This is a genomic window from [Actinomadura] parvosata subsp. kistnae (assembly GCF_900323885.1).
GTDB classification, from domain to species: domain Bacteria; phylum Actinomycetota; class Actinomycetes; order Streptosporangiales; family Streptosporangiaceae; genus Nonomuraea; species Nonomuraea composti.
Window position 1 is genome coordinate 463,028 of sequence record NZ_OOHJ01000005.1, and the last position, 20,511, is coordinate 483,538.

16 protein-coding genes and 1 pseudogene are annotated in these 20,511 nt (G+C 74.0%); 12 read left to right on the forward strand and 5 right to left on the reverse strand.

Annotated elements, in window-relative coordinates; all coding sequences use genetic code 11:
* Positions 1-2: 2 nt before the first annotated feature.
* From KIS93_RS03465 to KIS93_RS03480, 4 genes and pseudogenes are all read left to right on the forward strand, one after another.
* Positions 3-545, forward strand: coding sequence for a (2Fe-2S)-binding protein (locus KIS93_RS03465; protein ID WP_080038036.1), 543 nt, complete (start codon positions 3-5; stop codon positions 543-545).
* Positions 542-1,521: pseudogene (locus KIS93_RS03470) on the forward strand (FAD binding domain-containing protein). Before KIS93_RS03465 ends, KIS93_RS03470 begins: the two are co-directional and overlap by 4 nt.
* Entirely contained in the window at positions 1,518-3,626 is a 2,109-nt protein-coding gene (locus tag KIS93_RS03475) for a xanthine dehydrogenase family protein molybdopterin-binding subunit (protein WP_080038038.1), read from the forward strand. The pseudogene KIS93_RS03470 and the gene KIS93_RS03475 overlap by 4 nt, the downstream one beginning before the upstream one ends.
* 198 nt (positions 3,627-3,824) lie before the next feature.
* Positions 3,825-4,568, forward strand: a complete 744-nt coding sequence (locus tag KIS93_RS03480; protein WP_246005162.1) for an MOSC domain-containing protein — start codon at positions 3,825-3,827, stop codon at positions 4,566-4,568.
* Positions 4,569-4,605: 37 nt separating this feature from the next.
* Here KIS93_RS03480 and KIS93_RS03485 read toward each other — a convergent pair whose 3' ends face one another.
* The gene (locus KIS93_RS03485; RefSeq protein WP_186403553.1) at positions 4,606-5,787 is read right to left on the reverse strand and encodes a cellulose-binding domain-containing protein; all 1,182 of its coding nucleotides are present in this window, start codon (positions 5,785-5,787) and stop codon (positions 4,606-4,608) included.
* A 470-nt stretch (positions 5,788-6,257) separates the two neighbouring features.
* Here KIS93_RS03485 and KIS93_RS03490 point away from each other — a divergent pair, with 470 nt between their 5' ends.
* On the forward strand, positions 6,258-7,061 hold the full coding sequence (locus tag KIS93_RS03490; RefSeq protein ID WP_080038041.1) for a hypothetical protein: 804 nt from the start codon (positions 6,258-6,260) through the stop codon (positions 7,059-7,061).
* Between the two features lie 45 nt (positions 7,062-7,106).
* Here KIS93_RS03490 and KIS93_RS03495 read toward each other — a convergent pair whose 3' ends face one another.
* Genes KIS93_RS03495 through KIS93_RS03505 form a run of 4 tightly spaced genes read right to left on the reverse strand, consistent with a single transcriptional unit; the run spans position 7,107 to position 10,102 of the window.
* A complete protein-coding gene (locus KIS93_RS03495) occupies positions 7,107-7,832 on the reverse strand; it encodes a sulfotransferase-like domain-containing protein (RefSeq protein ID WP_080038042.1) in 726 nt (241 codons plus the stop codon).
* On the reverse strand, positions 7,829-8,437 hold the full coding sequence (locus KIS93_RS03500; protein WP_281261936.1) for an aldo/keto reductase: 609 nt from the start codon (positions 8,435-8,437) through the stop codon (positions 7,829-7,831). Before KIS93_RS03500 ends, KIS93_RS03495 begins: the two co-directional genes overlap by 4 nt.
* Before the next feature lie 32 nt (positions 8,438-8,469).
* Entirely contained in the window at positions 8,470-8,811 is a 342-nt protein-coding gene (locus tag KIS93_RS67240) for an aldo/keto reductase (protein WP_281261937.1), read from the reverse strand.
* Positions 8,804-10,102, reverse strand: a complete 1,299-nt coding sequence (locus tag KIS93_RS03505) for an argininosuccinate synthase (RefSeq protein WP_186403554.1) — start codon at positions 10,100-10,102, stop codon at positions 8,804-8,806. The genes KIS93_RS67240 and KIS93_RS03505 overlap by 8 nt, the downstream gene beginning before the upstream one ends.
* Positions 10,103-10,989: 887 nt before the next feature.
* On the opposite strand from KIS93_RS03505, the gene KIS93_RS03510 reads away from it, so the two are divergent.
* The 7 genes from KIS93_RS03510 to KIS93_RS03540 are packed head-to-tail and all read left to right on the forward strand — an operon-like array spanning position 10,990 to position 20,507.
* On the forward strand, positions 10,990-12,714 hold the full coding sequence (locus tag KIS93_RS03510) for an amino acid adenylation domain-containing protein (RefSeq protein WP_281261938.1): 1,725 nt from the start codon (positions 10,990-10,992) through the stop codon (positions 12,712-12,714).
* Positions 12,654-14,075, forward strand: coding sequence for an SDR family oxidoreductase (locus KIS93_RS03515; protein WP_186403556.1), 1,422 nt, complete (start codon positions 12,654-12,656; stop codon positions 14,073-14,075). Before KIS93_RS03510 ends, KIS93_RS03515 begins: the two co-directional genes overlap by 61 nt.
* Before the next feature lie 5 nt (positions 14,076-14,080).
* Positions 14,081-14,257 carry an MbtH family protein gene (locus tag KIS93_RS03520; protein WP_080038046.1) on the forward strand — a complete coding sequence of 59 codons (177 nt, stop codon included), beginning with the start codon at positions 14,081-14,083 and terminating at the stop codon, positions 14,255-14,257.
* A 16-nt stretch (positions 14,258-14,273) separates the two neighbouring features.
* Complete coding sequence (locus tag KIS93_RS03525; RefSeq protein WP_080038047.1) at positions 14,274-17,567, forward strand: non-ribosomal peptide synthetase; 3,294 nt, start codon at positions 14,274-14,276, stop codon at positions 17,565-17,567.
* Positions 17,567-18,430: a thioesterase domain-containing protein gene (locus KIS93_RS03530; RefSeq protein ID WP_080038048.1), complete on the forward strand. Its 864-nt coding sequence runs from the start codon at positions 17,567-17,569 to the stop codon at positions 18,428-18,430. The genes KIS93_RS03525 and KIS93_RS03530 overlap by 1 nt, the downstream gene beginning before the upstream one ends.
* Complete coding sequence (locus KIS93_RS03535) at positions 18,427-19,563, forward strand: acyl-CoA dehydrogenase family protein (protein ID WP_080038049.1); 1,137 nt, start codon at positions 18,427-18,429, stop codon at positions 19,561-19,563. Before KIS93_RS03530 ends, KIS93_RS03535 begins: the two co-directional genes overlap by 4 nt.
* Positions 19,560-20,507, forward strand: a complete 948-nt coding sequence (locus KIS93_RS03540) for an acyl-CoA dehydrogenase family protein (RefSeq protein WP_080038050.1) — start codon at positions 19,560-19,562, stop codon at positions 20,505-20,507. Before KIS93_RS03535 ends, KIS93_RS03540 begins: the two co-directional genes overlap by 4 nt.
* Positions 20,508-20,511: the final 4 nt, after the last annotated feature.

A 20,511-nucleotide genomic window follows, 5' to 3' on the forward strand; every position in this document is an offset into this window, starting at 1 on the left:
CCATGACGGACGGCACCAGCGGCACCATCCGGCTGCACGTCAACGGCGTGACACACGAGCGGCACGTCGACCACCGGCGCACGCTCCTGGACGCGTTGCGCGAGGACCTCGGGCACACCGGCCCGAAGAAGGGCTGCGACCGCGGCCAGTGCGGCGCCTGCACGGTGCTGCTCGACGGGCGGCGCGTGGTGTCCTGCCTGACGCTGGCGGTCGCCGCCGAGGGCGCCGCCGTCACGACCGTCGAGGCGCTGGCCGGCGACGGTGAGCCAGCGCCGTTGCAGCGGGCGTTCGTGCGCTTCGACGGGTTCCAGTGCGGGTTCTGCACGCCGGGGCAGCTGTGCTCGGCCGCCGGGATGCTGGCCGAGCACGCGGCCGGCTGGCCGAGCGCCGTCACCGCCGACCTCTCCCCGGACGCCCCGCCGCCGCCCCTGGACGCGGCCGAGGTGCGCGAGCGGATGAGTGGCAACCTGTGCCGCTGCGGCGCGTACCCGTCGATCGTCCGGGCGATCCTCGACACGGCGGCGGGCGAGGGGGTGGCGGAATGAAGGAGTTCGCCTACCGGCGGGCCCGTGACGTGCGCGACGCGCTGCTCGCGGGCGACGGCGGCGCCCGCTACCTGGGCGGCGGCACGAACCTCGTCGACCTCATGAAGTGCGGCGTCGAAGCGCCCGACAAGCTGGTGGACGTGCGGTTCCTGCCGCTCGCCGGCATCCGCGAGGCGCCGGACGGCGGGCTGGTGATCGGCGCGACCGCCACCAACAGCGACACGGCGGCCCACCCCGAGGTGCGGCGGCGGTATCCGGCGCTGAGCCAGGCGGTGCTGGCGGGCGCGTCCGGCCAGCTGCGCAACATGGCCACCGTGGGCGGCAACCTGCTGCAACGCACCCGGTGCGGGTACTTCGCCGATCCCTCCCAGCCGTGCAACAAGCGGCTGCCCGGCAGCGGCTGCCCGGCGATCGCGGGGGAGCACCACAACCACGCCGTCCTCGGCCGCTCCCGCCACTGCGCCGCCACCCACCCGTCGGACCTGGCGGTGGCGCTGGCGGCGTACGACGCGGTCGTGCGTTACGAGACGCTCGACGGCCCGGCGAGGTCCCGCTGACGGAGCTGTACCCGCCGGTCGGTGACACGCCGGAGCGGGAGACGGTCCTGCCGCCGGGCGCCCTGATCACGGCCGTCGCCCTGCCGGGGGTACCGCTCAGGGCGCGGTACCGCAAGGTGCGCGAGCGCGCGTCCTACGCCTTCGCCACCGTGTCCATCGCGGCCGGCCTCGGCGTGCGCGACGGCGCCGTCCGGGACGTGCGGATCGCCTGGGGCGGCGTCGCGTCGCGGCCCTGGCGCGCCGGCACCGCCGAGGACCTGCTCCGGAACGGCCCCGCCACGCCGGAGGCGTTCCTGGCCGCCGCCGAGGCGGAGCTGTCGGCGGCCGAGCCCCTGCCCGGCAACGCCTACAAGGTGACCCTGGCGCGGAACCTGACCGTGGCCGTCCTGACCCGCCTGGCCGAGGAGGCGAGCGCATGAACACCACCTTCACGGAGGCCGTCGGGGTCGCCCGGCCGCGCGTCGAGGGGCGCGACAAGGTGACCGGCGCCGCGCTCTACGCCGCCGACGTGCCGGTGCCGGAGCTGCTGTTCGGCGCGGTCGTCCTGGCCACGATCGCGCGCGGGCGCGTCCGGGAGATCGACGTCGCCGCCGTCCAGGACATGCCGGGCGTCGTGGGCGTGATCGACCACCGCAACGCGCCCCGGCTCGACCCGGAGACGCAGCACTTCTTCGGCCCCGACGGCGGGCTGCTGCTGTTGCAGGACGACGCCGTCCCCTTCGCCGGCCGGCCCGTCGCGCTCGTCGTGGCGCGCACGCCCGAGCAGGCCGAGGCGGCGGCCCGGGCGCTGCCGGTGCGCTACGACGAGGAGCCGCACGACACCGCGTTCGACGCCGCCCACCCGGCGGGCCGCCCGGCGATGACGCTCTTCGACGGTCCGGTGGACGTCGGTGACGTGACGGCGGAGCTGGCCGGCGCCGAGGTGGTCGTCGCCGAGCGGTACCGCACGCCGGAGGAGCACTGCGGCGCCATGGAGCCGCACTCGGCGACCGCGTGGTGGGAGGGCGAGCGGTTGCAGGCCATCGACTCCGACCAGGGGCCGTTCGCCGTGGCGCGCGTCCTGGCCGCGCTGTTCCGCCTGGAGCCGGCGCGGGTGCGGGTGCGCACCGAGCACGTCGGCGGCGGCTTCGGCTCCAAGGGCATGTGCGGCCCGCAGCTCATCCTCGCGGCGATGGCCGCGACGCTGTTCCGCCGGCCGGTACGGGTGACGCTGACCCGCGCCCAGGTGTTCCTGGCCACCGCGATGAGGCCGATGACCGAGCAGGTCGTGCGGATCGGCGCCACCGCCGACGGCCGGCTGCGGGCCATCGACCACGCGGCGGCGTTCGAGATCTCCCCGCTCTCGGAGTACATCGAGGGCTGCACCGAGCTCACCAAGACGCTCTACGCCGCGCCCGCGATCCGGACCCGGCTCACCGCCGTCCCGCTGGACGTGCTGCCGCCGTTCTCGATGCGGGCGCCCGGCGCGGCGCCGGGGTCGTTCGCCCTGGAATGCGCCATCGACGAGCTGGCGGAGCGGCTGGGCCTGGACCCGATCGAGCTGCGGCTGCGCAACGAGCCGGCCGTGGGGCCCGCCTCCGGGCTGCCGTTCAGCGGCCGCAACCTGGTGGCGTGCCTGCGCGAGGGCGCGCGCAGGTTCGGCTGGGAGACGCGCGACCACCGGCCGCGCCGGCGGCGCGAAGGGCGGCTCCTGGTCGGTACGGGCGTCGCCGCCTCGTCGTTCAGCGCCGGCGCGTTCCCCTCGACGGCGTCGATCACCGCCGAGCCGGACGGGACGTACCGCGTGCTCGTCGGCGCCACCGACCTCGGCACGGGCGCGCGCACGGCGCTGACCGCGATCGCCGCCGACGCGCTGGGCACCACCGTCGAGCGGATCCGGCTGCGCATCTCCGACAGCGAGCTCGGCCCGGCGTGGGGCGCGGGCGGCTCGCGCGGCACCACGTCCTGGGCCTGGGCCATCACGCAGGCGGCGGCCGAGCTGCGCGCCCGGGCGCGCGACCCGGACCGGCCGGTGACGGTCACCGCCGACACCACCGGCTCGCTCGCGGGGCTGGCCGCGCTGGAGCGGCACTCCTTCAGCGCCGTCTTCGCCGAGGTGACCGCCGACCCGGCGACCGGCGAGGTGCGGGTGCGCCGGCTGCTCGGCATGTTCGCGGTGGGACGGGTGGTCAACCCGCTCATGGCCCGCAGCCAGGTGATCGGCGGCATGATCGGCGGCCTGTCGATGGCCCTGCACGAGGAGGGCCTGCGCGACCCCGTCTCGGGCCGGCACGTCAACGCCGATTTCGCCGGCTACCACATCGCCGCGCACGCCGACGTGCCCGACGTCGAGGCCGGGTTCGTGGACGATCACGAGCCGGGCATCCCGCTGGGCATCAAGGGCGTGGGCGAGATCGGCAACGTCGGCACGGCGGCGGCGATCGCCAACGCCGTCTGGCACGCCACCGGGACCCGTGTGCGGACGCTGCCGATCCGGCTCGACCGCGTCCTGGAGGACGGCGTCCATGAACGTTTCATGCCCTGACCGGGGCGGCTTCCTGCGGCGGCCACGTCGCGGAAGCTCATCCGCCCGGGCCGGTGAGCGGCCTCCCGGCGTGATCGGCGGGCTCTCGTGAAGGGGGCTTCGTGCGGCGTACGGTGGCGGGGTGCAGCTTGCTGAGATCCGGAAATATCCGGTCAAGTCGGTTTCTGGGCGGGCGGTGGCGGCGACGGTCGTGGAGCCCTGGGGCTCGCGGAGGACCGCCGCTGGGCCGTCGTCGACGAGCGGGGCGACGTCCACTGGCTCGGCGAGAACCCCCGGCTGCTGTCCGTCGTCGCCGCCGTCACCGACGAGGACGGGCTGCTGCTCGAAGCGCCGGGCATGCCCCCGCTGAAGGTGCCCCCGGCCACCGGGGAGCGGGTCCCGATCGGTTTCGCCGAAGTGGACGACGTCGTGCTCGCGCACCCCGACGCGCACGCCTGGTTCACCCGCCTGCTCGGCAAGCCGGCCCGCCTGGTCTGGCTCGACGACCCCCGCCGCTGCGCCGTCCCGGCCGCCCACGGCGGCCTGCCCGGCGACGTCGTCCACCTCGCCGGCGACGCCCCCGTCCTGCTCACCTCCCGCTCCTCCCTGCGCCGCCTGGACGAGTGGATATCCGAAGGCGCCGCGGAACGCGGGGAGGACCCGCCCGCCCCGCTCGACATGGCCAGGTTCCGCCCCAACCTCGTGATCGACGGCGCACCCCCGTACGCCGAGGACGCCTGGCGCGAGCTGCGCATCGGCCCGCTCACCTTTCGCGTCACCGAGCACTGCGACCGCTGCGCCGCCACCACCTACGACCCGGTCACCTTCGCGGGCGGCAAGGAGCCCCTGCGCACCCTCGCCCGCCACCGCCGCTGGGACGGCAAGACCTGGTTCGGCATCCGCCTGGTGCCCCGGGGCCGGGGTGAGCTGCGCCTCGGCGACCCGGTCACCGTCCTGGCCTGACCCCGGGGCGAGGGCCCCGGATCAGCACGACACAGGATCAGCACGACAGCGGGGACGAGCTGACGGCCAGGTCGTCGTACCAGAGGGTGTCGCTGTCGTTGGCGTAGCTCTCCCAGCCCAGCCGGAGCGTGGCCGGGCGCGGGGCGGCGGCGCGGCGCAGCCACTGCCCGTCCACGTCCTGCGTGGGGACGCCGTCCACGCGCAGGCCCGCCACCTCCTGGTCGTCGACGTACGTGCGCATCGACCGCTGCGTGGTGTCGATCTCGTAGCGCAGGCAGATCCAGCGGCCGACCGGCAGCGGGGTGCTCAGGGCGACGCCGGCCGGGCTCTGCTCGGGCAGGGTGGCGTCGTCGGACTCGCGGTTCCACTGCAGGGCGCCGTTCTGGCCGCCGATGCGCAGGTCGCGGTTGCCGTCGTTGGCGTCGGCCATGGTGATCATGCTGACGTGCGTGGCGGGCAGGGCCGTGGTGTGGCGGATCCACACGCGGGCGTGCACGACCGGGCCGATCTTGGAGACGTCGCGGGTGGTGGCGGCGAACACGTGGTTGCAGTAGCCCGCGCCGCCCTGGATGCGCAGGGACCTGGACCCGCTGCGGGCGACGGAGGTGTCGATGGTGGCGGTGCCGGTGCCGGAACAGTTCGGCGTGGTGACCTGCCACTCGCCGGACGGGGTGCCCGACTGGTCCTCGAACCCGGAGCAGATCGGCGCGTCCCCGCAGCCCGGCGGAACGGTCGGGGTCACCGTGGGGGTCACGGTGGGAGTCACCGTGGGGTCACGGTCGGGGTGGGGCGCCGTTGCAGGGGTGTCGTTGAGCGCGAAGTCGGTGGGCGCCGGGTTCGTCCCCGACCAGGTGCCCTGGAGGCCGAACTCGACGGAGCCGCCCGTGGGCAGGGAGGCGTTCCAGGCCAGGGCGGCCGCCGTGACGACGGCGGCGTTCTGCTCCACCTGGGCGTTCCACCCGCCGGTGACGTGCTGGCCTCCTGTGTACGTCCAGCGCAGCCGCCATCCGCTCAGCGCCGGCCCCTGATTGCTCACCTTCACCTGCGCGGTGAAGCCGCCCTGCCACTGGTTGACCGTGTAGTCCACCCGGCAGCCGGTCTCCGCCGCGGCGGGGACGGTCGCGACGAGGCCGGCGAGCGCCAGGACCGCGGCGCAGACGGCGGCGATCCACAACCGCACGGCCGCGGGACGGTGCCTGGCCACAGGGGGACGAGTCATGCGTCGCTCACCTTCCTGGTTCGTCTGATGGGAGCGCTCCCAATCGGCTCCGGCGACGATGATTTGCGGTGCGGCCGGTGCTGTCAACGCCCGATCCCGCCGCGCCCGCCGCCACCAGCGCCCCGAGCCGTCCCGCCCGTGAACCTTTCACAGCCCCGGGGTGAGCGCTCGTCCTGGGGTCCGTTACGATGGGTGAGCTTTCGTCACCGAGTGGCCGCTTCCGGGATCCGCCCGCGCGGCGGCAAACCTGTCCGGGGCCAAAGGTGGTGCGCTCGCCGGTAAAGATCCGCCCATTCGGCGGCGGGTCGGCGGGGCCCGCCCAGGTGACGAACCTAGACTCATCACCACGAACCCCCCGGATCTGCCCAGCCTGGTGGGCGCGCAACTCCGCTCGTTCCCGCATGCGTTGTTCGTCGCCCTTGCCCGGCTTTTTGCACACATCGATCGATCAAGAAGGGGACTGGGCCGGGATGGGCGACGTTCAGCGGAAGTTCGAGTTGACCGGACCGCAGATCGCGGGCAGCGCGCTGGCCGGGGCCACCGCCGCGGTCGCCGCCTCCTGCCTCGGAGTGGCCGGCACCGTGATCGGCGCGGCGCTGGTCAGCGTCGGCACGACGGTGGGCACCACCGTGTACGCGCACTACCTCGAACGCACCCACCAGAAGGTCAAGCAGCACACAGAGAACACCCAGCGCGGGCACACCGCCGCGAAGGCGCCGGCTGTCGCGGTCATGGAGGCGGAGCCGGCACCGGACGAGAGGGCGCCGTGGGGCAGGATCGCCGTCGCCGCCGGGGTGGTGTTCGCCGTCAGCATGGCCGGCATCCTGATGTACCAGACCGTCGCCGACCGGACCGTGGCCGAGCAGCTCACCGGCAAGCCCGCCCGTCCGGCCGCCCGCCCCAAGCCGCAGGTCGGCAAGGGCACGGGCGCCGGCCTCGACGTCCCCGGCCGCCCGCTGCGGACGGCGGCGACCCGCTCGGCGAGCCCGCCCCCGAGCCCGTCGGAGTCCCCGGCGGTCGTCTCCACCTTCACCCCGGCGCCGGTCGTGAGCGCGACTCTCGCGACGATCACGACGCCGGCCGCCGACCCCACTCCGGCCCCAGAGCCATCGGCCACGGCCGGTATTTCCGGCGCCCCCTCGACCGGCGCCCCGTCACCTCGCCAGACCCCGAGCCCCCTCGGCACGGCACCCGAACCGGAGCCCACCGACCCGGCCGACCGGCGCCCCGCGCCGACCTGCCGCCCCGCCGGCGACCAGTCGCCCACGTGCTGACCGGGGGTCCCGTCGGCGGGCGGATCGGGCCCGCGGGCGTGGACGTCAGCCGGCGAGGCGGTGGCGGGCGAGGGCGTCGTAGAAGGGCTGGTGGTACTGGGCGACGCGGCGCAGGTGCGGGTTCGTGTCGGGGGTCTCGCGCCGCTGCGGCGTCCTGGCCTCCAGGCCGCTGCTCCGCGCGACCTCCGCGTGCCACCGGTCGGTACGCCGCCAGTTCGCCCGCCGCCCCGGGTCCCAGCGCAGCGCCTCCGGCTTGAAGGCGAGCCCGACGCGTTCGCAGTACGCGCGGACGGTCGCCTCGGGGGAGGAGACGAGGTCGTCGCCGTCGATCACCAGCGGGATCTCGCCGGTGGCCGACCGGACGGCGTCGAAGATGACGTGCAGGTACTCGAAGCCGTACTCGTCGAGGGTGGCGCCGGGGTTCATCGCGTAGTGCGACGAGATCGCCGCCCCCGGCTCCCGGATCATGAACGTGTTGACGACCTCGGTGTAGAGCCGCTCGTCCTGGAGCAGCGGCGTGTAGGTGTAGTCGGAGGTCTCCTTGACGAACACCCGGCGCCCGCCGGCGTTCAGCTCGAGGATCGCGTCGAGCAGCGCGGTCGGCGAGGTGACGCGCCGGCCCGCCACCTCGAAGTGCCCGTCCGCCTGGAGGTAGGAGAACGGCTCGTGCAGCACTTCGAGGTCGCCGCGTTCGAGCATGATGCGCAGGAACGCCGTGGACCGCGACCGGGGGACCGCCCACAGCACGATGGGCTTGGGCGCGGCGCTCATTGCGACCACTCCGTGGGCCGGCGGTCCCAGCGGTGCTCGCGCAGCGCGGCCATCAGCTCCTCGCTCAGCGGCTCGGCGTCGCTCGTGGCGAGGTTGGCGCGCACGTGCGCGGGCTTGCGCATGCCGGGGATGACGGTGGCGACGTCGGGGTTGGCGAGGATGAAGCGCAGGGCGAGCTCGGGCATGGTCATGCCCTCGGGCACGATCCGCGCCAGCCGTTCGGCGCGCTCCACGCTCGGGACGAGGTTCTCCGGCACGAAGTACGTGTTGCGCCAGTCGCCTTCGGGCCAGCGGCTGTCGCGGGTGAGGGTGCCGGTGAGCGTGCCCTCGTCGAAGGGCACCCGGGCGATCACGGCGACGTCCAGCTCGCGGCAGGCGGGGAACAGCTCGTCCTCGGGGGCCTGGTCGAAGATGTTGTAGATGACCTGCACCGCGTCGATCAGCCCGGTCTCCAGCGTCCGCAGCACGTTCCAGGGCTCCCACCGGTTGACGCTGATGCCGACCCCGCCGATCAGCCCGCGGTCCTTCATCTCGGTGACCGTGTCCTGCCACGACGGGTCGTGCGCCCAGGAGTCCTCCCAGACGTGGAACTGGAACAGGTCCACCGACGGCAGGGCCAGCCCTTCGAGGCTGCGGTTCAGGTACTCCCACAGGTGGTCCGGCGGGTAGACGTCGGCCAGCTTGGAGTCGCGGGTGGACGGCCAGGTGCGGTCCTTGGGCGGGGCTTGGTCGCGAGATGGAGGCGGCGGTCGGGGTGCCGCTCCAGCAGCCGCCCAAGCATCCGCTCGCTGTGGCCGCGCCCGTAGATCCAGGCGGTGTCGAAGAAGGTGCATCCGAGCCGGACGGCCTCGTCGAGCGCGGCGTCGCCGGTCGCGTCGTCGGCGCCGGTCCATCCGCCCTCGCCGCCGGCGATGCCCCACATGCCGTAGCCGACCTCGCTGACCTTCCAGCCCAGCCGGCCGAATCGGCGCTCACGCATGAGTTCTCCTCCCTGTCGAGTTCATGTCCGGTCGATGGCGGCCAAGGGGCGGGACGGCGGTGCCCCCTGGCGAAAAGGTGGCCCCCGCTGGGTCGGCGGTGTCCCCTGGCGAGAAGGCGCCCGCCGCCGGGGCGGCGGTGGTCGGCTCGCTCCAGCGGTTGCCGCCCGAGCCGAACCGGGTCTGCTGCTCCACCCGGCCGGTGATGTCCGTCCGCTCGATCCGGACGACGCCCCGGTGCACGGACAGCGTCACGCTGCCGCTGATGTCGCCGACCAGCCGGTCGATCGCCGCCCGTGCCGCCCGCGCGGCCGGTTCGAGCCAGCGCGCCTCGTACATGGCGGCGCCGAGCACGGCGGCCATCCGGTCGTAGAGCTCGCGGCCGGCCGCGTCGAGGCCGGCCTGCAGCATGCGGGTCCAGGCGGGGCCGAGCACTTCCAGGCCGGGCGCCTCGTAGACGCCCCGGCAGACAGTGCCGATGATGCGCCGCTCGACCACGTCGCGCAGCCAGACGCCGTGCCGGGCGCCGACGGTGTTGGCGCGGGCCATCCACGCGACCGGGTCGGGCCCGCTGCCGTCGACGTCGGTGACGCGCCCGTCGAGGAAGGTGACGGTGACGGTCTCGGGGTCGGCCGGGGCCTGGCCGGGCCAGGTGCTCCAGCGCGGGCCGAGGCGGGTGACCGGGGTGGTGAGGGCTTCCAGCTCCGCCGACTCGTGGGAGGCGCCGGCGAGGCAGGCGTCGGTGGAGCGGTCGGCGCCGCTGCCGGGGTCGAGCGGCAGCCCGTGCTCGGTGACGGCGGCCAGCATCGCGTGCCGGTCGGGGAAACGTTCGAGGGCCTGGGGGTGCGTCCACGGCTCGACGATCGCCAGCTCCGGCGCGAGCTGGGCGCCGTAGTGGGCGAAGCGGCGCTGGTCGTTGCCGCCGCCGACGCAGCCGTGCACGAAGGCCCGGCATCCGTCGGCGCGCATCACCGGCGTGAGCTCGCTGACGAGGACGAAGCGGGCGGCGCCGGTCGTGTTCCAGTAGCCGCCGTCGTGCCGGGCGCCGTAGCGCAGCAGGTCCGAGGCGACGGCGGCCATCGGCGGGCGCAGGTCGACGACGACGGCCTCGTCGCCGAGCTCGCGCAGGCGGGCGGCGAGCGCGTCCAGCTTCGCGCGATCGGCCTGGCCGAGGTCGGCGATGTAGTGCCGCGCCGGCACGCCCGTCTCCCGGAGCCAGATCCCGGCCGCGAGGGCGGAAAGGCCGCCCGATTGGAACAGTCCGGCGCGTACGTTGTCCTGGTCCGGCCGCACGGCTCCCCCTTTACCTCGGTGAATGGGTGCGATGCCGGCCTTTCGATACGCCGGCGGTCAGCGACCCTACCCACGAATTGCCCGCCATCACTCCCGCCGAGCGCAAATCCGGAAAAAATGCGCGGCCGCCCGATATTCGGTGCCCGATTTTCTTCCGGTCCGTTTCGGTGGGCCCGGCGCGCACTTATATGGTCCCTTGCCGAGCGGTGTCCGGGCGACCATTCGTGGGCTTCGGCAAGTTGTCACAAAAGGCGGTGGCCCCGGATTGGCGGGACCGGCCGGGGGTAACGCCGGGTATGCCACTCGCGCCGCCCCTGTGCGGCGCTCGCCCGGCTCCATCCGAATTTCGGTGTCAGGCGCCCTCACATTCCCGCAGGCCATGCCGCCTCGCGCGGCGGCGGCCGGGCCGGGAGCGGGGCCGGGCGGGGTTGCGGATCCCGGTTCCGTGTTCCAAGATGTGAGTAACCCGTTATCAGCCTGATATAGGTTACTTTGATCGCACGTGCGGCACCCAGGCCCAGGAGGAAGGGGGGAACGCTTCGTCACTGCACGCGCCGACCAGCACGTCACGAGCTGTCACGCGGCACCGGCGGCCCGCCCCGGAGCGCCTAGGAGCGCCGGCGGCACGACCCCGAACGCCCAGGAACGCCCGGCGCCACGCGTAAAGGCAGTTCGGCGGCACGCGTAAAAGCACCGCCCCCGGGCCGTGTTCCGCCGCGCCCCTCTCTTTTTCGTGCCCGCGTTGCGCGGCCATTCATTAAGAGCCGCGCCCGCATTTATCCGAGCGACTCTCCGAGAGCCGATCCAGGCTGCCCGGAAAACGTCGTCCCGAATATCAGCCGATTGCGCAGGAAACTCGCCGGAAACGAGGATCTGTTGGGAGCACGATGCCACGCCATGAACACCCGCGACTGAGCGAAGACGTCCTGACCTCATCTCTGGGGCCGCAGCATGTGTTTCCCCGGCACAGCACGGTCCTCGACCTGTTCTGTACGCAGAAAGAGCGGGGCCCCGACCGCCCCGCCATTCGCCACCGTGACACCACGATGAGCTATGCGGACCTCGACGCCGCGGCCAATATGACGGCCCACCGGCTGATCGGCAACGGCGTGCGGGCCCGTCAGTTGATACCCGTGCTGGTGGCGGACGGCCCCGAGTTCCCGGCGGCGCTGTTCGGGGTGATGAAGGCGGGCTCGGCGTTCGTGCCACTGGATCCGGCCTGGCCGATCGACCGGCTGACCGCGATCATGGCCGAGTTGTCGCCGCCCGCCGTCGTGGTGTCGCCGGCGACCGTACCGGCTCTCGAAGAGCTGGAGCGGGCACCTGAGGCGGTCGTCGTCGACTGCGCGCGGGCGGCGGACGACCCGGCCGCCAGGAGACCCCCGCCGGCCGGCCGCCGGCCGGGGCCGCAGGACCTGATCTACGGGTTCTACACCTCCGGCTCGACCGGCACCCCCAAGTGCGCGCTGAACCGCCACCGCGGCCTGGTCAACAGGCTGACCGCGATGTCGCGCCGGTTCGGTGACGGCGCCGGTCACGTCACGCTGCAGAACAGCCGCTCCACCTTCGACTCCTCCATGTGGCAGGTGCTGTGGCCGCTGGTGTCGGGCGGGCAGGTCGTGCTGCCGCACCGCGACGGCATCCTCGACCTCGAACAGACCGCGCTGACCATCGGCCGCTACGGCGTCACCATGACCGACTTCGTGCCGTCCGTGCTGGAGGCGTTCGTGTCGCTGCTGGAGGTGCGCGAGGACCTGCGCGTGGCGGCGTCGAGCCTGCGGCGCATGCTGATCGGCGGGGAGGCGGCCGGCCCCGGCGCGGTGCACCGGCTGCGCGCGCTGCTGCCGGGGCTGGCGGTCACCAACACGTTCGGGCCGACGGAGTGCTCGATCGGGTCGGTCTTCCACGACGTCACCGACGCCGACGCCGACCGGATCCCGATCGGGCGCCCCATCGACAACACCGCCGCGATCGTCCTCGACGAGGACCTGCGGCCCGTCCCGGTGAACACGCCCGGCGAGCTGTATCTCGGCGGGGAGTGCGTCGGCGCGGGCTACCTCGACGACCCCGGCCGCACCGAGCGGGCGTTCGTGCCCAACCCGTTCCCCCAGATCCCGGGGGAGAAGCTGTACCGGACCGGCGACCTGGCCCGGCTCGGCGAGGACGGCCTGCTGTACTACAACGGCCGGCTCGACGAGCAGGTCAAGGTCGGCGGGGTGCGGGTGGAGCTCGGCGACGTCGCCTCGGCCCTGGCCGGCCATCCGCTCGTGGGCAGCGCGGTGGCGCTCGTGCTCGGGGAGCCGCCCGCCTCCACGCTCGTCTGCTGCGTCACCCCGCGCTCGCCGGCCGACCCGCCGGCGGCGGAGCGGCTGCGCGGGTACGCGGCGGAGAAGCTGCCGGCCGAGCAGGTGCCGCACCAGATCGTGGTGCTCGACGCGCTCCCGCTCAACCACAACGGCAAGGCCGACCGCAAGGCCCTGGCCGCGCTCCTCGTCGCCGGGACGGCCCAGGGGCGGGCCAGGAGGAGCGGGTCGAGCCGCCGGCCGACCCCATGGAGGAGCTGGTCGGCGCGGCGTGGTGCGAGGTGCTGGAGCGCGAGCAGGTGTCGGTGACGGTGCCGTTCGCCGACTACGGCGGCACGTCGCTGCTGGCGTACCGGCTGACCACCGCGATCAGCGAGCGGCTGGGCCGGCCGGTACGCCCCCGCGACCTGCTCGTGGCCTCCACCGTCCGCGCCCAGGCGGCCCGCCTGACCAGGGGCGTCGACGACGACAGCGCCGAGCTGGCCTACATCAGGCACGACCTGGCCTGGCGCCCGCCGCGCACGCTGCTGCTCACCGGCGCGACCGGCTTCGTCGGGGCGCACATCTTCGCCGAGCTGCTGACCCGCTCCAACGCCGAGCTGATCTGCCTCGTCCGCTGCTGCGACCCGCCGGCCGGCGCCCGCCGCCTGACGGAGGTCCTCGACCAGTACGGCCTGACCGCGGCCTGGCAGGCGCTGCCCATGGCGCTGAAGACGGGCCGGGTCGAGGTGGTGCCGGGCGACCTGGGCAGCGAGCTGCTGGGCCTGCCGCAGTGGCGCTTCGACGCGATCGCCTCGTCCGTGTCGGGCGTCGTCAACGCGGCCGGCGCGGTGAACTTCCTGTCCGGCTACCTCGACCACCGGCCCGCCAACGTGCTCGGCGTGCAGGAGCTCATCAAGCTGGCCGCGGGCGGCGCCCGCCTGCACACGCTGTCCACGCTGAGCATCTTCCCGCCGCCCGGCCCGGGCGCCCCGCCCATCACCGAGGACCGCATCCCGGAGATGGACCAGGTCGCCGCCGACGGCTACAACCGCTCGAAGTACGTCGCGGAGAGCGTGCTGGCCGACGCGCACCGGCTGGGCGTCAGGTCCGTGGTGTACCGGCTCGGCGAGGTGTGGCCGCACCGGGAGATCGGCGTGGCCAACCCCGACTCGCTGGCGCACAACCTGCTGTACGCGTGCGCCCGTACCGGCTGCGTCTTCCCCACGGCGGCGGAGACGGACGTGACGCCGGTGGACGTGGTCGGCGCGTTCGTGGCGCGGGCCGCGACCGGCGAGCTCGACGTGCCGGACGGCGCGATGCACGTGCTGTGCCCGGCCCGGCTGCGCTTCGCGGAGGCGTTCGGCGTGCTCGCCGAGCGGTCCGGGCTCGACCGGGTCGGCTACGCGTGCTTCCGCGAGCGCCTGGACGCCGTCGCCGGCTCCGAGGAGCGGCTGGTCAGGCTGTCGCTGCTGCTGCCGCCGGCGAGCGGCGACCGGGACGGCGCGGCGCCGGAGGAGTTCGACCGGCTGTTCACCGACGGCACCCGGCACTTCGACACCCGCCGGTTCAGCCGGCACGCCCGCCCCCCGGCGGCGGACGGGCTCGCCATGCTCGACCGCTACCTCGGCGAGCTGACCGGCATCCCCGCTTTCGTCCCCCAGGAGACTTTCGCACCCCAGGAGAGGTGAGCGCCATGGAAGCGCAGTACGTCGTGGTGATCAACCACGAGGAGCAGTACTCGATCTGGCCCGCCGGCCGTGACCTGCCGAACGGCTGGCGCGCGGCGGGTGTCGAGAGCGGCAAGAGCGAGTGCCTGGAGCACATCGCCCGGGTGTGGACCGATCTGCGCCCGATCAGCGTGCGACGGTAAGGAGGAGACCGAGATCATGTCCGCACCCAACGAACGCGATGTCGCCGACATCAGGCGCGCCCTGCTGGAGCGGAAGGTGCGCCAGCGCGTGGCGGAGAAGGCCGAGCGGGAGAAGATCGTGCCCGTTCCGCGCACCGGCAAGATGGCCATCGCCGAGCAGCAGCGGTTCCTGTGGTTCCTGCACCAGATGGTCGCGGGCGCGCCGGTCTACAACGTGCCGTTCGCGATGCGCCTGCGCGGCCCGCTCGACGTGCCCAGGCTGTCGGAGGCGCTGCGCGGGATCGTCGCGCGGCACGAGAGCCTGCGCACCCGGTTCGGCGACGAGCACGGCGTGCCGTTCCAGACGGTCGATCCGCCGCCCGAGACGTGGGAGCTGCCGGTCACCGACGGCACCGAGCAGCAGATCCAGGAGTGGATCGACGCGCAGGTGCGCGAGGAGTTCGACCTGCGCAACCGCCCGCCCTACCGGTTCGGCCTGCTGCGGCTGGGCCCGCAGGACCACGTGCTGTCCATCGTGTGGCACCACATCGTCATCGACGGCTGGTCCTCGCGCCAGTTCGCCGAGGAGCTGACGGCCCGCTACGAGGACCCGCAGGGCGCGCGGTTCCCGGAGCTGACCCTGCAGCCCGCCGACTTCGCGGCGTGGCAGCGGCTGTGGCTGCTCAGCGAGGAGCCGGCCAAGCAGATCGAGTACTGGCACTCCGCGGTGGACGGCATGGAGCCGCTGGAGTGGCGGACCGACCGGCAGCGCCCGTCGGCGCCCACCGGGGCCGGCCGCATCCACGAGACCCGCCTGCCCGACGACCTCGCCCGCCGCATCCGCGAGACGGCCAAGGCCGAGGGTGTGTCCCTGCTCGCGCTGACGATGGCCGGCTACCAGGTCCTGCTGAACCGCTACACCGGCCAGGAGGACATCGCGCTCGGCTCCGTCCTGTCCGGGCGGACCCGCTCGGAGATCGAGCCCATGATGGGCTTCTTCGCCAACACGGTGGTGGTCCGCGGCGACCTGCGCGGCAACCCCGTCTTCCGCGACCTGGTGCACGCCACCAACGACCACATCCTGGAGGCGATGGCCCACCAGGACGTGCCGTTCGGCCGCCTGGTGGAGGAGCTGAAGCCGGAGCGGCTGCCGGGCCGCAACCCCCTGGTCGCGCACCTGTTCACGCTGCTGCCCGAGCCGATGATCGCCCGCTGGCGGCTGCCCGGCGTCGAGGTCGAGATGCTGACCCCGCAGCCGGAGACGACCCGCTTCGACATCACCTTCCAGATCAACGACCTGCCGGACGGCGGGCTGGGCGTGTGGATCGAGTACTCCTCCGAGCTGTTCGACCACGAACGCATCGAGCGGCTGGTCGAGCACTTCACCACGGTCATGACCGACGCCCTGTCGCGGCCGGACGCCCGCGTGGACGCGCTGGACATCATGCCCGACGAGGAGTACCTGCGCGTGCTGACCGCCTGGAACCCCGAGCCGGGCGAGGTCGACGGGCGCCTGCTGCACGAGCTGTTCACCGCGCGCGCCGCCGAGGCGCCCGACGCGGTCGCGATGCGGTTCGCCGGCGAGAACCTCACCTACCGGCAGCTCGACGAGCGCTCCGACCGGCTCGCGCACGTGCTCGTCGACGAGTTCAAGGTGACGCCGGGCCGCGTGGTCGGCGTGCTGCTCGACCGCGGCTTCGACCTGCCGGCCGCCGAGCTCGGCGTGCTCAAGGCGGGCGGGGCCTGGCTGCCGCTCGACCCGCAGTACCCGCCGGAGCGGCTGGCGTACCAGCTCGGCGACGCCGACGTGGCCGCCGTGGTGACGACGTCCGACCTGGCCGACCGGGTGCCCGCCGACGTGGCGCGGCTCCTGCTGGACACGGACGTGCTCGACGGCCGGCCGGCGTCACCGCCGAAGGTGCACGTGGCGCAGGAGGACACCGCGTACGTCATCTACACCTCGGGCTCGACCGGCACCCCCAAGGGCGTCATGGTCCCGCACCGGGCGGTGGTCAACTTCTGCACCACCTTCCAGCGGATGTTCTCGGTCACGCCGGACGACCGGATCCTGCAGTTCTCCAACCCCGCCTTCGACGTGAGCGTGTCGGACGTGTTCTCCACGCTCACCGCCGGCGCCACCATCGTGGGCGCGCCGCGCTCCGAGCTGCTCGACCCCGAGCAGCTGCAGGGGCTGCTGGAACGCGAGCGGGTGACGATGGTGGACATCCCGCCCGCCGTGCTGGGGCTGCTCGACCCGGCCGCGCTCGACGACCTGCGGGTGTGCTTCATCGGCATGGAGCCGTTCGGCGCCGACCTGGTCAACCGGTGGAGCAAGCCGGGGCGCGAGTTCCACAACGGGTACGGGCCAACGGAGGTCACGGTGACCTGCGTGGACTACCTGTGCCCGCCGGAGCCGCTGGACGGGCCGCCGCCGATCGGCCGGGCGATGGCCAACCAGCGCGCCTACGTCCTGGACCGGGCGCTGCGCCCGGTGCCGGTCGGCGTGCCCGGCGAGCTGCACATGGCGGGCGCCGGCCTGGCCATCGGCTACCTCGGGCGGCCGGGGCAGACGGCCGAGAAGTTCCTGCCCGACCCGTTCGCTCCCACCCCCGGCGAGCGCATGTACGCCACCGGCGACCTGGTGCGCTGGAACGCCGACGGCAATCTGGAGTTCCTGGGCCGGGTCGACCGCCAGGTGAAGCTGCGCGGGCTGCGCGTGGAGCTGGGCGAGATCGAGCACGCCATCGAGACCTTCGACGGCGTGCGCCAGTGCGTGGTGACCGTGCGCGACCAGGGCACGCCGTCGGCCTGGCTGGCCGCGTACGTGGTGGGCGACTTCGAGCAGGACGCGCTGCGCGAGCACCTGAGCGGGCTGCTGCCCCTGCACATGGTGCCTGCCGACTACGTCCGGCTGGAGCAGCTCCCGCTGACCGCGACCGGGAAGGTGGACCACGCCCGGCTGCCCGACCCGCGCCCCGGCGGCGGCACCGGGCCGGCCGAGCTGAGCACCGACACCGAGCGCCGCGTGGCCGAGATCTGGCAGAGCCTGCTCAGCCTCGAGCCCGGCAGCGTCGGCGCGCAGGACAACTTCTTCGTGCTCGGCGGCAACTCCCTCCAGGTCACGCAGATGATCTCGCGGGTGCGCGACGCCTTCCAGGTGACGCTCGACCCGCGCCGGCTGTTCAGTTACCCGTTGCTCAGCCAGTTCGCCGCCCAGATCGACGACGCGCAGCGCGCCCTGCTGGGCGAGGACGAGGTCGCCAAGCTGGAGGCCCAGGTCGCCGGCCTGTCCGAGGAGGAGCTGGACCGGCTGCTGAAGGAGTCGAGCTGATGACCGCCGACCTGGCCGAGAAACGGCGCGCGGTGCTGCGCCTGCGGCTGCGGCGCGAACGGGAGCAGGCGCTCGCCCGGCAGGCCCAGGCCGCGCCGGACGGGCGCCCCGGCTCCCCGCTCGTGCCGCTCCAGCCGGCCGGCACCAGGCCGCCGCTGTTCCTCGTGCACGCCGCGGGCGGCTCGGTCGCGCCGTACGTGCCGCTGGCCCCGCTGCTGGGCGACGACCAGCCGGTGTACGCGCTGGAGGACCCCGGCCTGCACGGCGCCCCCACCGAGGGCCGCAGCCTGGCCGACCTCGCGGCCACCTACCTGGCCGCGATCCGCGAGGTCCGCCCCGGCGGGCCGCTGCACGTGGGCGGCTGGTCGGTCGGCGGCGCGGTCGCGCTGGAGATGGCCCGCCAGGACGGCGACGTCGCCCTGACGTTAGTGCTCGACACCGCGATCCCCGAAGACATCGCCATCCCCGACGACACCGCGATCCCTGACGACGCCGCGACCCGCGACGACACCGCCATCCCCGGCGAGCCCGCTCAGCCGGGCGACGAGGAGCTGCGCGCCTGGTTCGACGCCGACGTGGCCGCCATGGGCGCCGACCCCCGCGACCCCGGGCTGGCCGAGCGGTTCCCCGTGTTCGCCGCGAACGTGCGCGCCCTGCTGACCTTCCGCCCGCCCCGCGTGCGGGCCCGGGTGGTGGCGCTGTGCGCGCAGGGGTCCGGGCCCGGCAAGGCCGAGCGCCGGCGGGCCTGGGCCGACGAGACCCGCGTGGTGGCGGGCGACCACTACACGATGCTCCGCCCCCCGCACATCGAAGCGCTGGCGCGAGTCATGCGCGACCGGACGAGCGAGGTGAGTGCCCGATGATGCCGGCCTTCACGCCGGAACAGGACGGCTTCCGGGAGGAAGTCTGCAAGCTGCTGTGCGAGGACGCGGTGCGCGCGGAGATCGCGCAGTCCAGGCGGCTGCCGTACGGGGAGGAGAGCGGCCTGCTCGAGGTGCACCGGCGGCTCGGCAAGCTCGGCTGGCTGGCGATCAACTGGCCCGAGCGGTACGGCGGCTCGGGCGCCACGATCGTGGAGAAGGCGATACTCACCGAGGAGATGATCCGCCACGGCGTGCCCGACAACGTGCACTCCCTGGGCATCGACATCGTCGGCAACGCCATCCACCTGTTCGGCACCGAGGAGCAGAAGCAGCGCTTCCTGCCGGGCCTGGCGCGCGCCGAGATCACCGCGAACGTGCTGTTCAGCGAGCCGGACGTCGGCTCCGACCTGGCCTCGCTGGCCACCCGCGCCGAGCCGGACGGCGACCACTGGCGCCTGCACGGCCGCAAGATCTACAACATGAAGGCGCAGCACAGCGACTTCGCGTTGTGCGCGGCCCGCACGTCCACCGGCCCGGTGAGCTTCGCCGGCATCACGCTGTTCCTGGTGCCGCTGCGGAGCATGGGCGTGCTCATCGAGCCGGTGTGGAACCTGTCGGAGGAGCGCTTCGACCTGGTGACGCTCGACGGGATCCGGGTCGGGCCCGAGGACGTGCTCGGCGAGGTCGACGACGGCTGGCAGGTGCTGGGCAAGGTGCTGCCGCTGGAGCGGACCGGCCTGGACCACTCGGCCAAGGCCGAGCGCACCCTGGCCGCGCTGCGCGAGCACGCGCCGCCCGGCTGCGAGGAGCGGCTGGTCGAGCTGGAGACGCGGGTGCGCGCGGCGCGGCTGCTGGCCTGGCGGTGCGTGGCGAACCTGCACGAGGGACGGCCCGACGAGGTGCACTCGGCGACCGCCAAGTGGTACACCTCCGAGACCGCCAAGGAGGTGGCGGTGGCGGCCGTCGAGCTGCTCGGGCCGCGGGCGCTGCTGGACGCGCGCGACCCCGCCGCGATCGCCGAGGGCGTCTTCGACGCCGGCTTCCGCGAGGCGCCGGGGCTCACGCTCGCCCAGGGCTCCTCGGAGATCATGCTCTTCTTCGTCGCCACATCGAAACTGGGGTTGCCGTCATGACCGCGACGCAGATCACGGAGATCGCCGGCTTCTTCGACGAGGAGCTGGCGCCGATCGTCCGGCGCATGGCCGACCGGCCGCGCGCCCAGGACGCGGACGACGGCGACGGCCGCGAGGTCCGCGCCATGGTGTGGGAGGGGCTGGTCGGGCTCGACGCCCTCGGCGCCCCCGACACCGTGCGGCTGGCCGAGCTGCTCGGCTCGGTGCTCTACCAGGGGCCGCTGCTCGACACGCTGACGGCCCGCGAGCTGGTGCCGGGCGACGTCCTCGGCCAGGAGCCGGTGGCGCTGGCCGTCACGGACGAGCCGTGGCGGGAGCGCGACGGCGCGATCTCCGCGCGCTGCTCCTTCGTGGGGTTCGCCGCCGAGGTCGAGCACTTCCTGGTGAGCGGCGGCGGGCCGGGACCGGCGCTGGTCCGGGCCGGCCACCCGTCCATCACGATGCGGCGCTACGAGGAGGCGGGCCGGGGCGAGGCGTACGAGGTCGAGTTCGCCGGCACGCCCGTCGCCGCGTGGGCCGGCTCCGCCACCGAATGGCCGGCGGCGCTGGCCGGCGCGCGGGTGCGCCAGGCGGCGTACCTGGTGGGCCTGGCGCAGGCCGCGCTCGACCACGCCGTCGAGCACGCCAGGACGCGCCGCCAGTTCGGCCAGCCCATCGGCAGGTTCCAGGGCGTGGCGTTCCGGCTCAGCGAGCTGTCCATGCACATCGACGCGACCCGCCTGCTGGTGCACGACCCCGGCGCGACCGCGCACGCGGCGGCCTGCCTGGCCGCGGCCTCGGACCTGGCCCGCACCGTCACGACGCGGACCATGCAGGTCAACGGCGCCGCCGGCATGCGCTCCGACAACGACGCCCAGCTGTACTACCGGCGGGCGGCGTACGAGTCGGTGCGGCTCGGAACGCCGCACCGGCTGCGCCGCGAGAGCTGGGACGGCAGGCGATGACGGA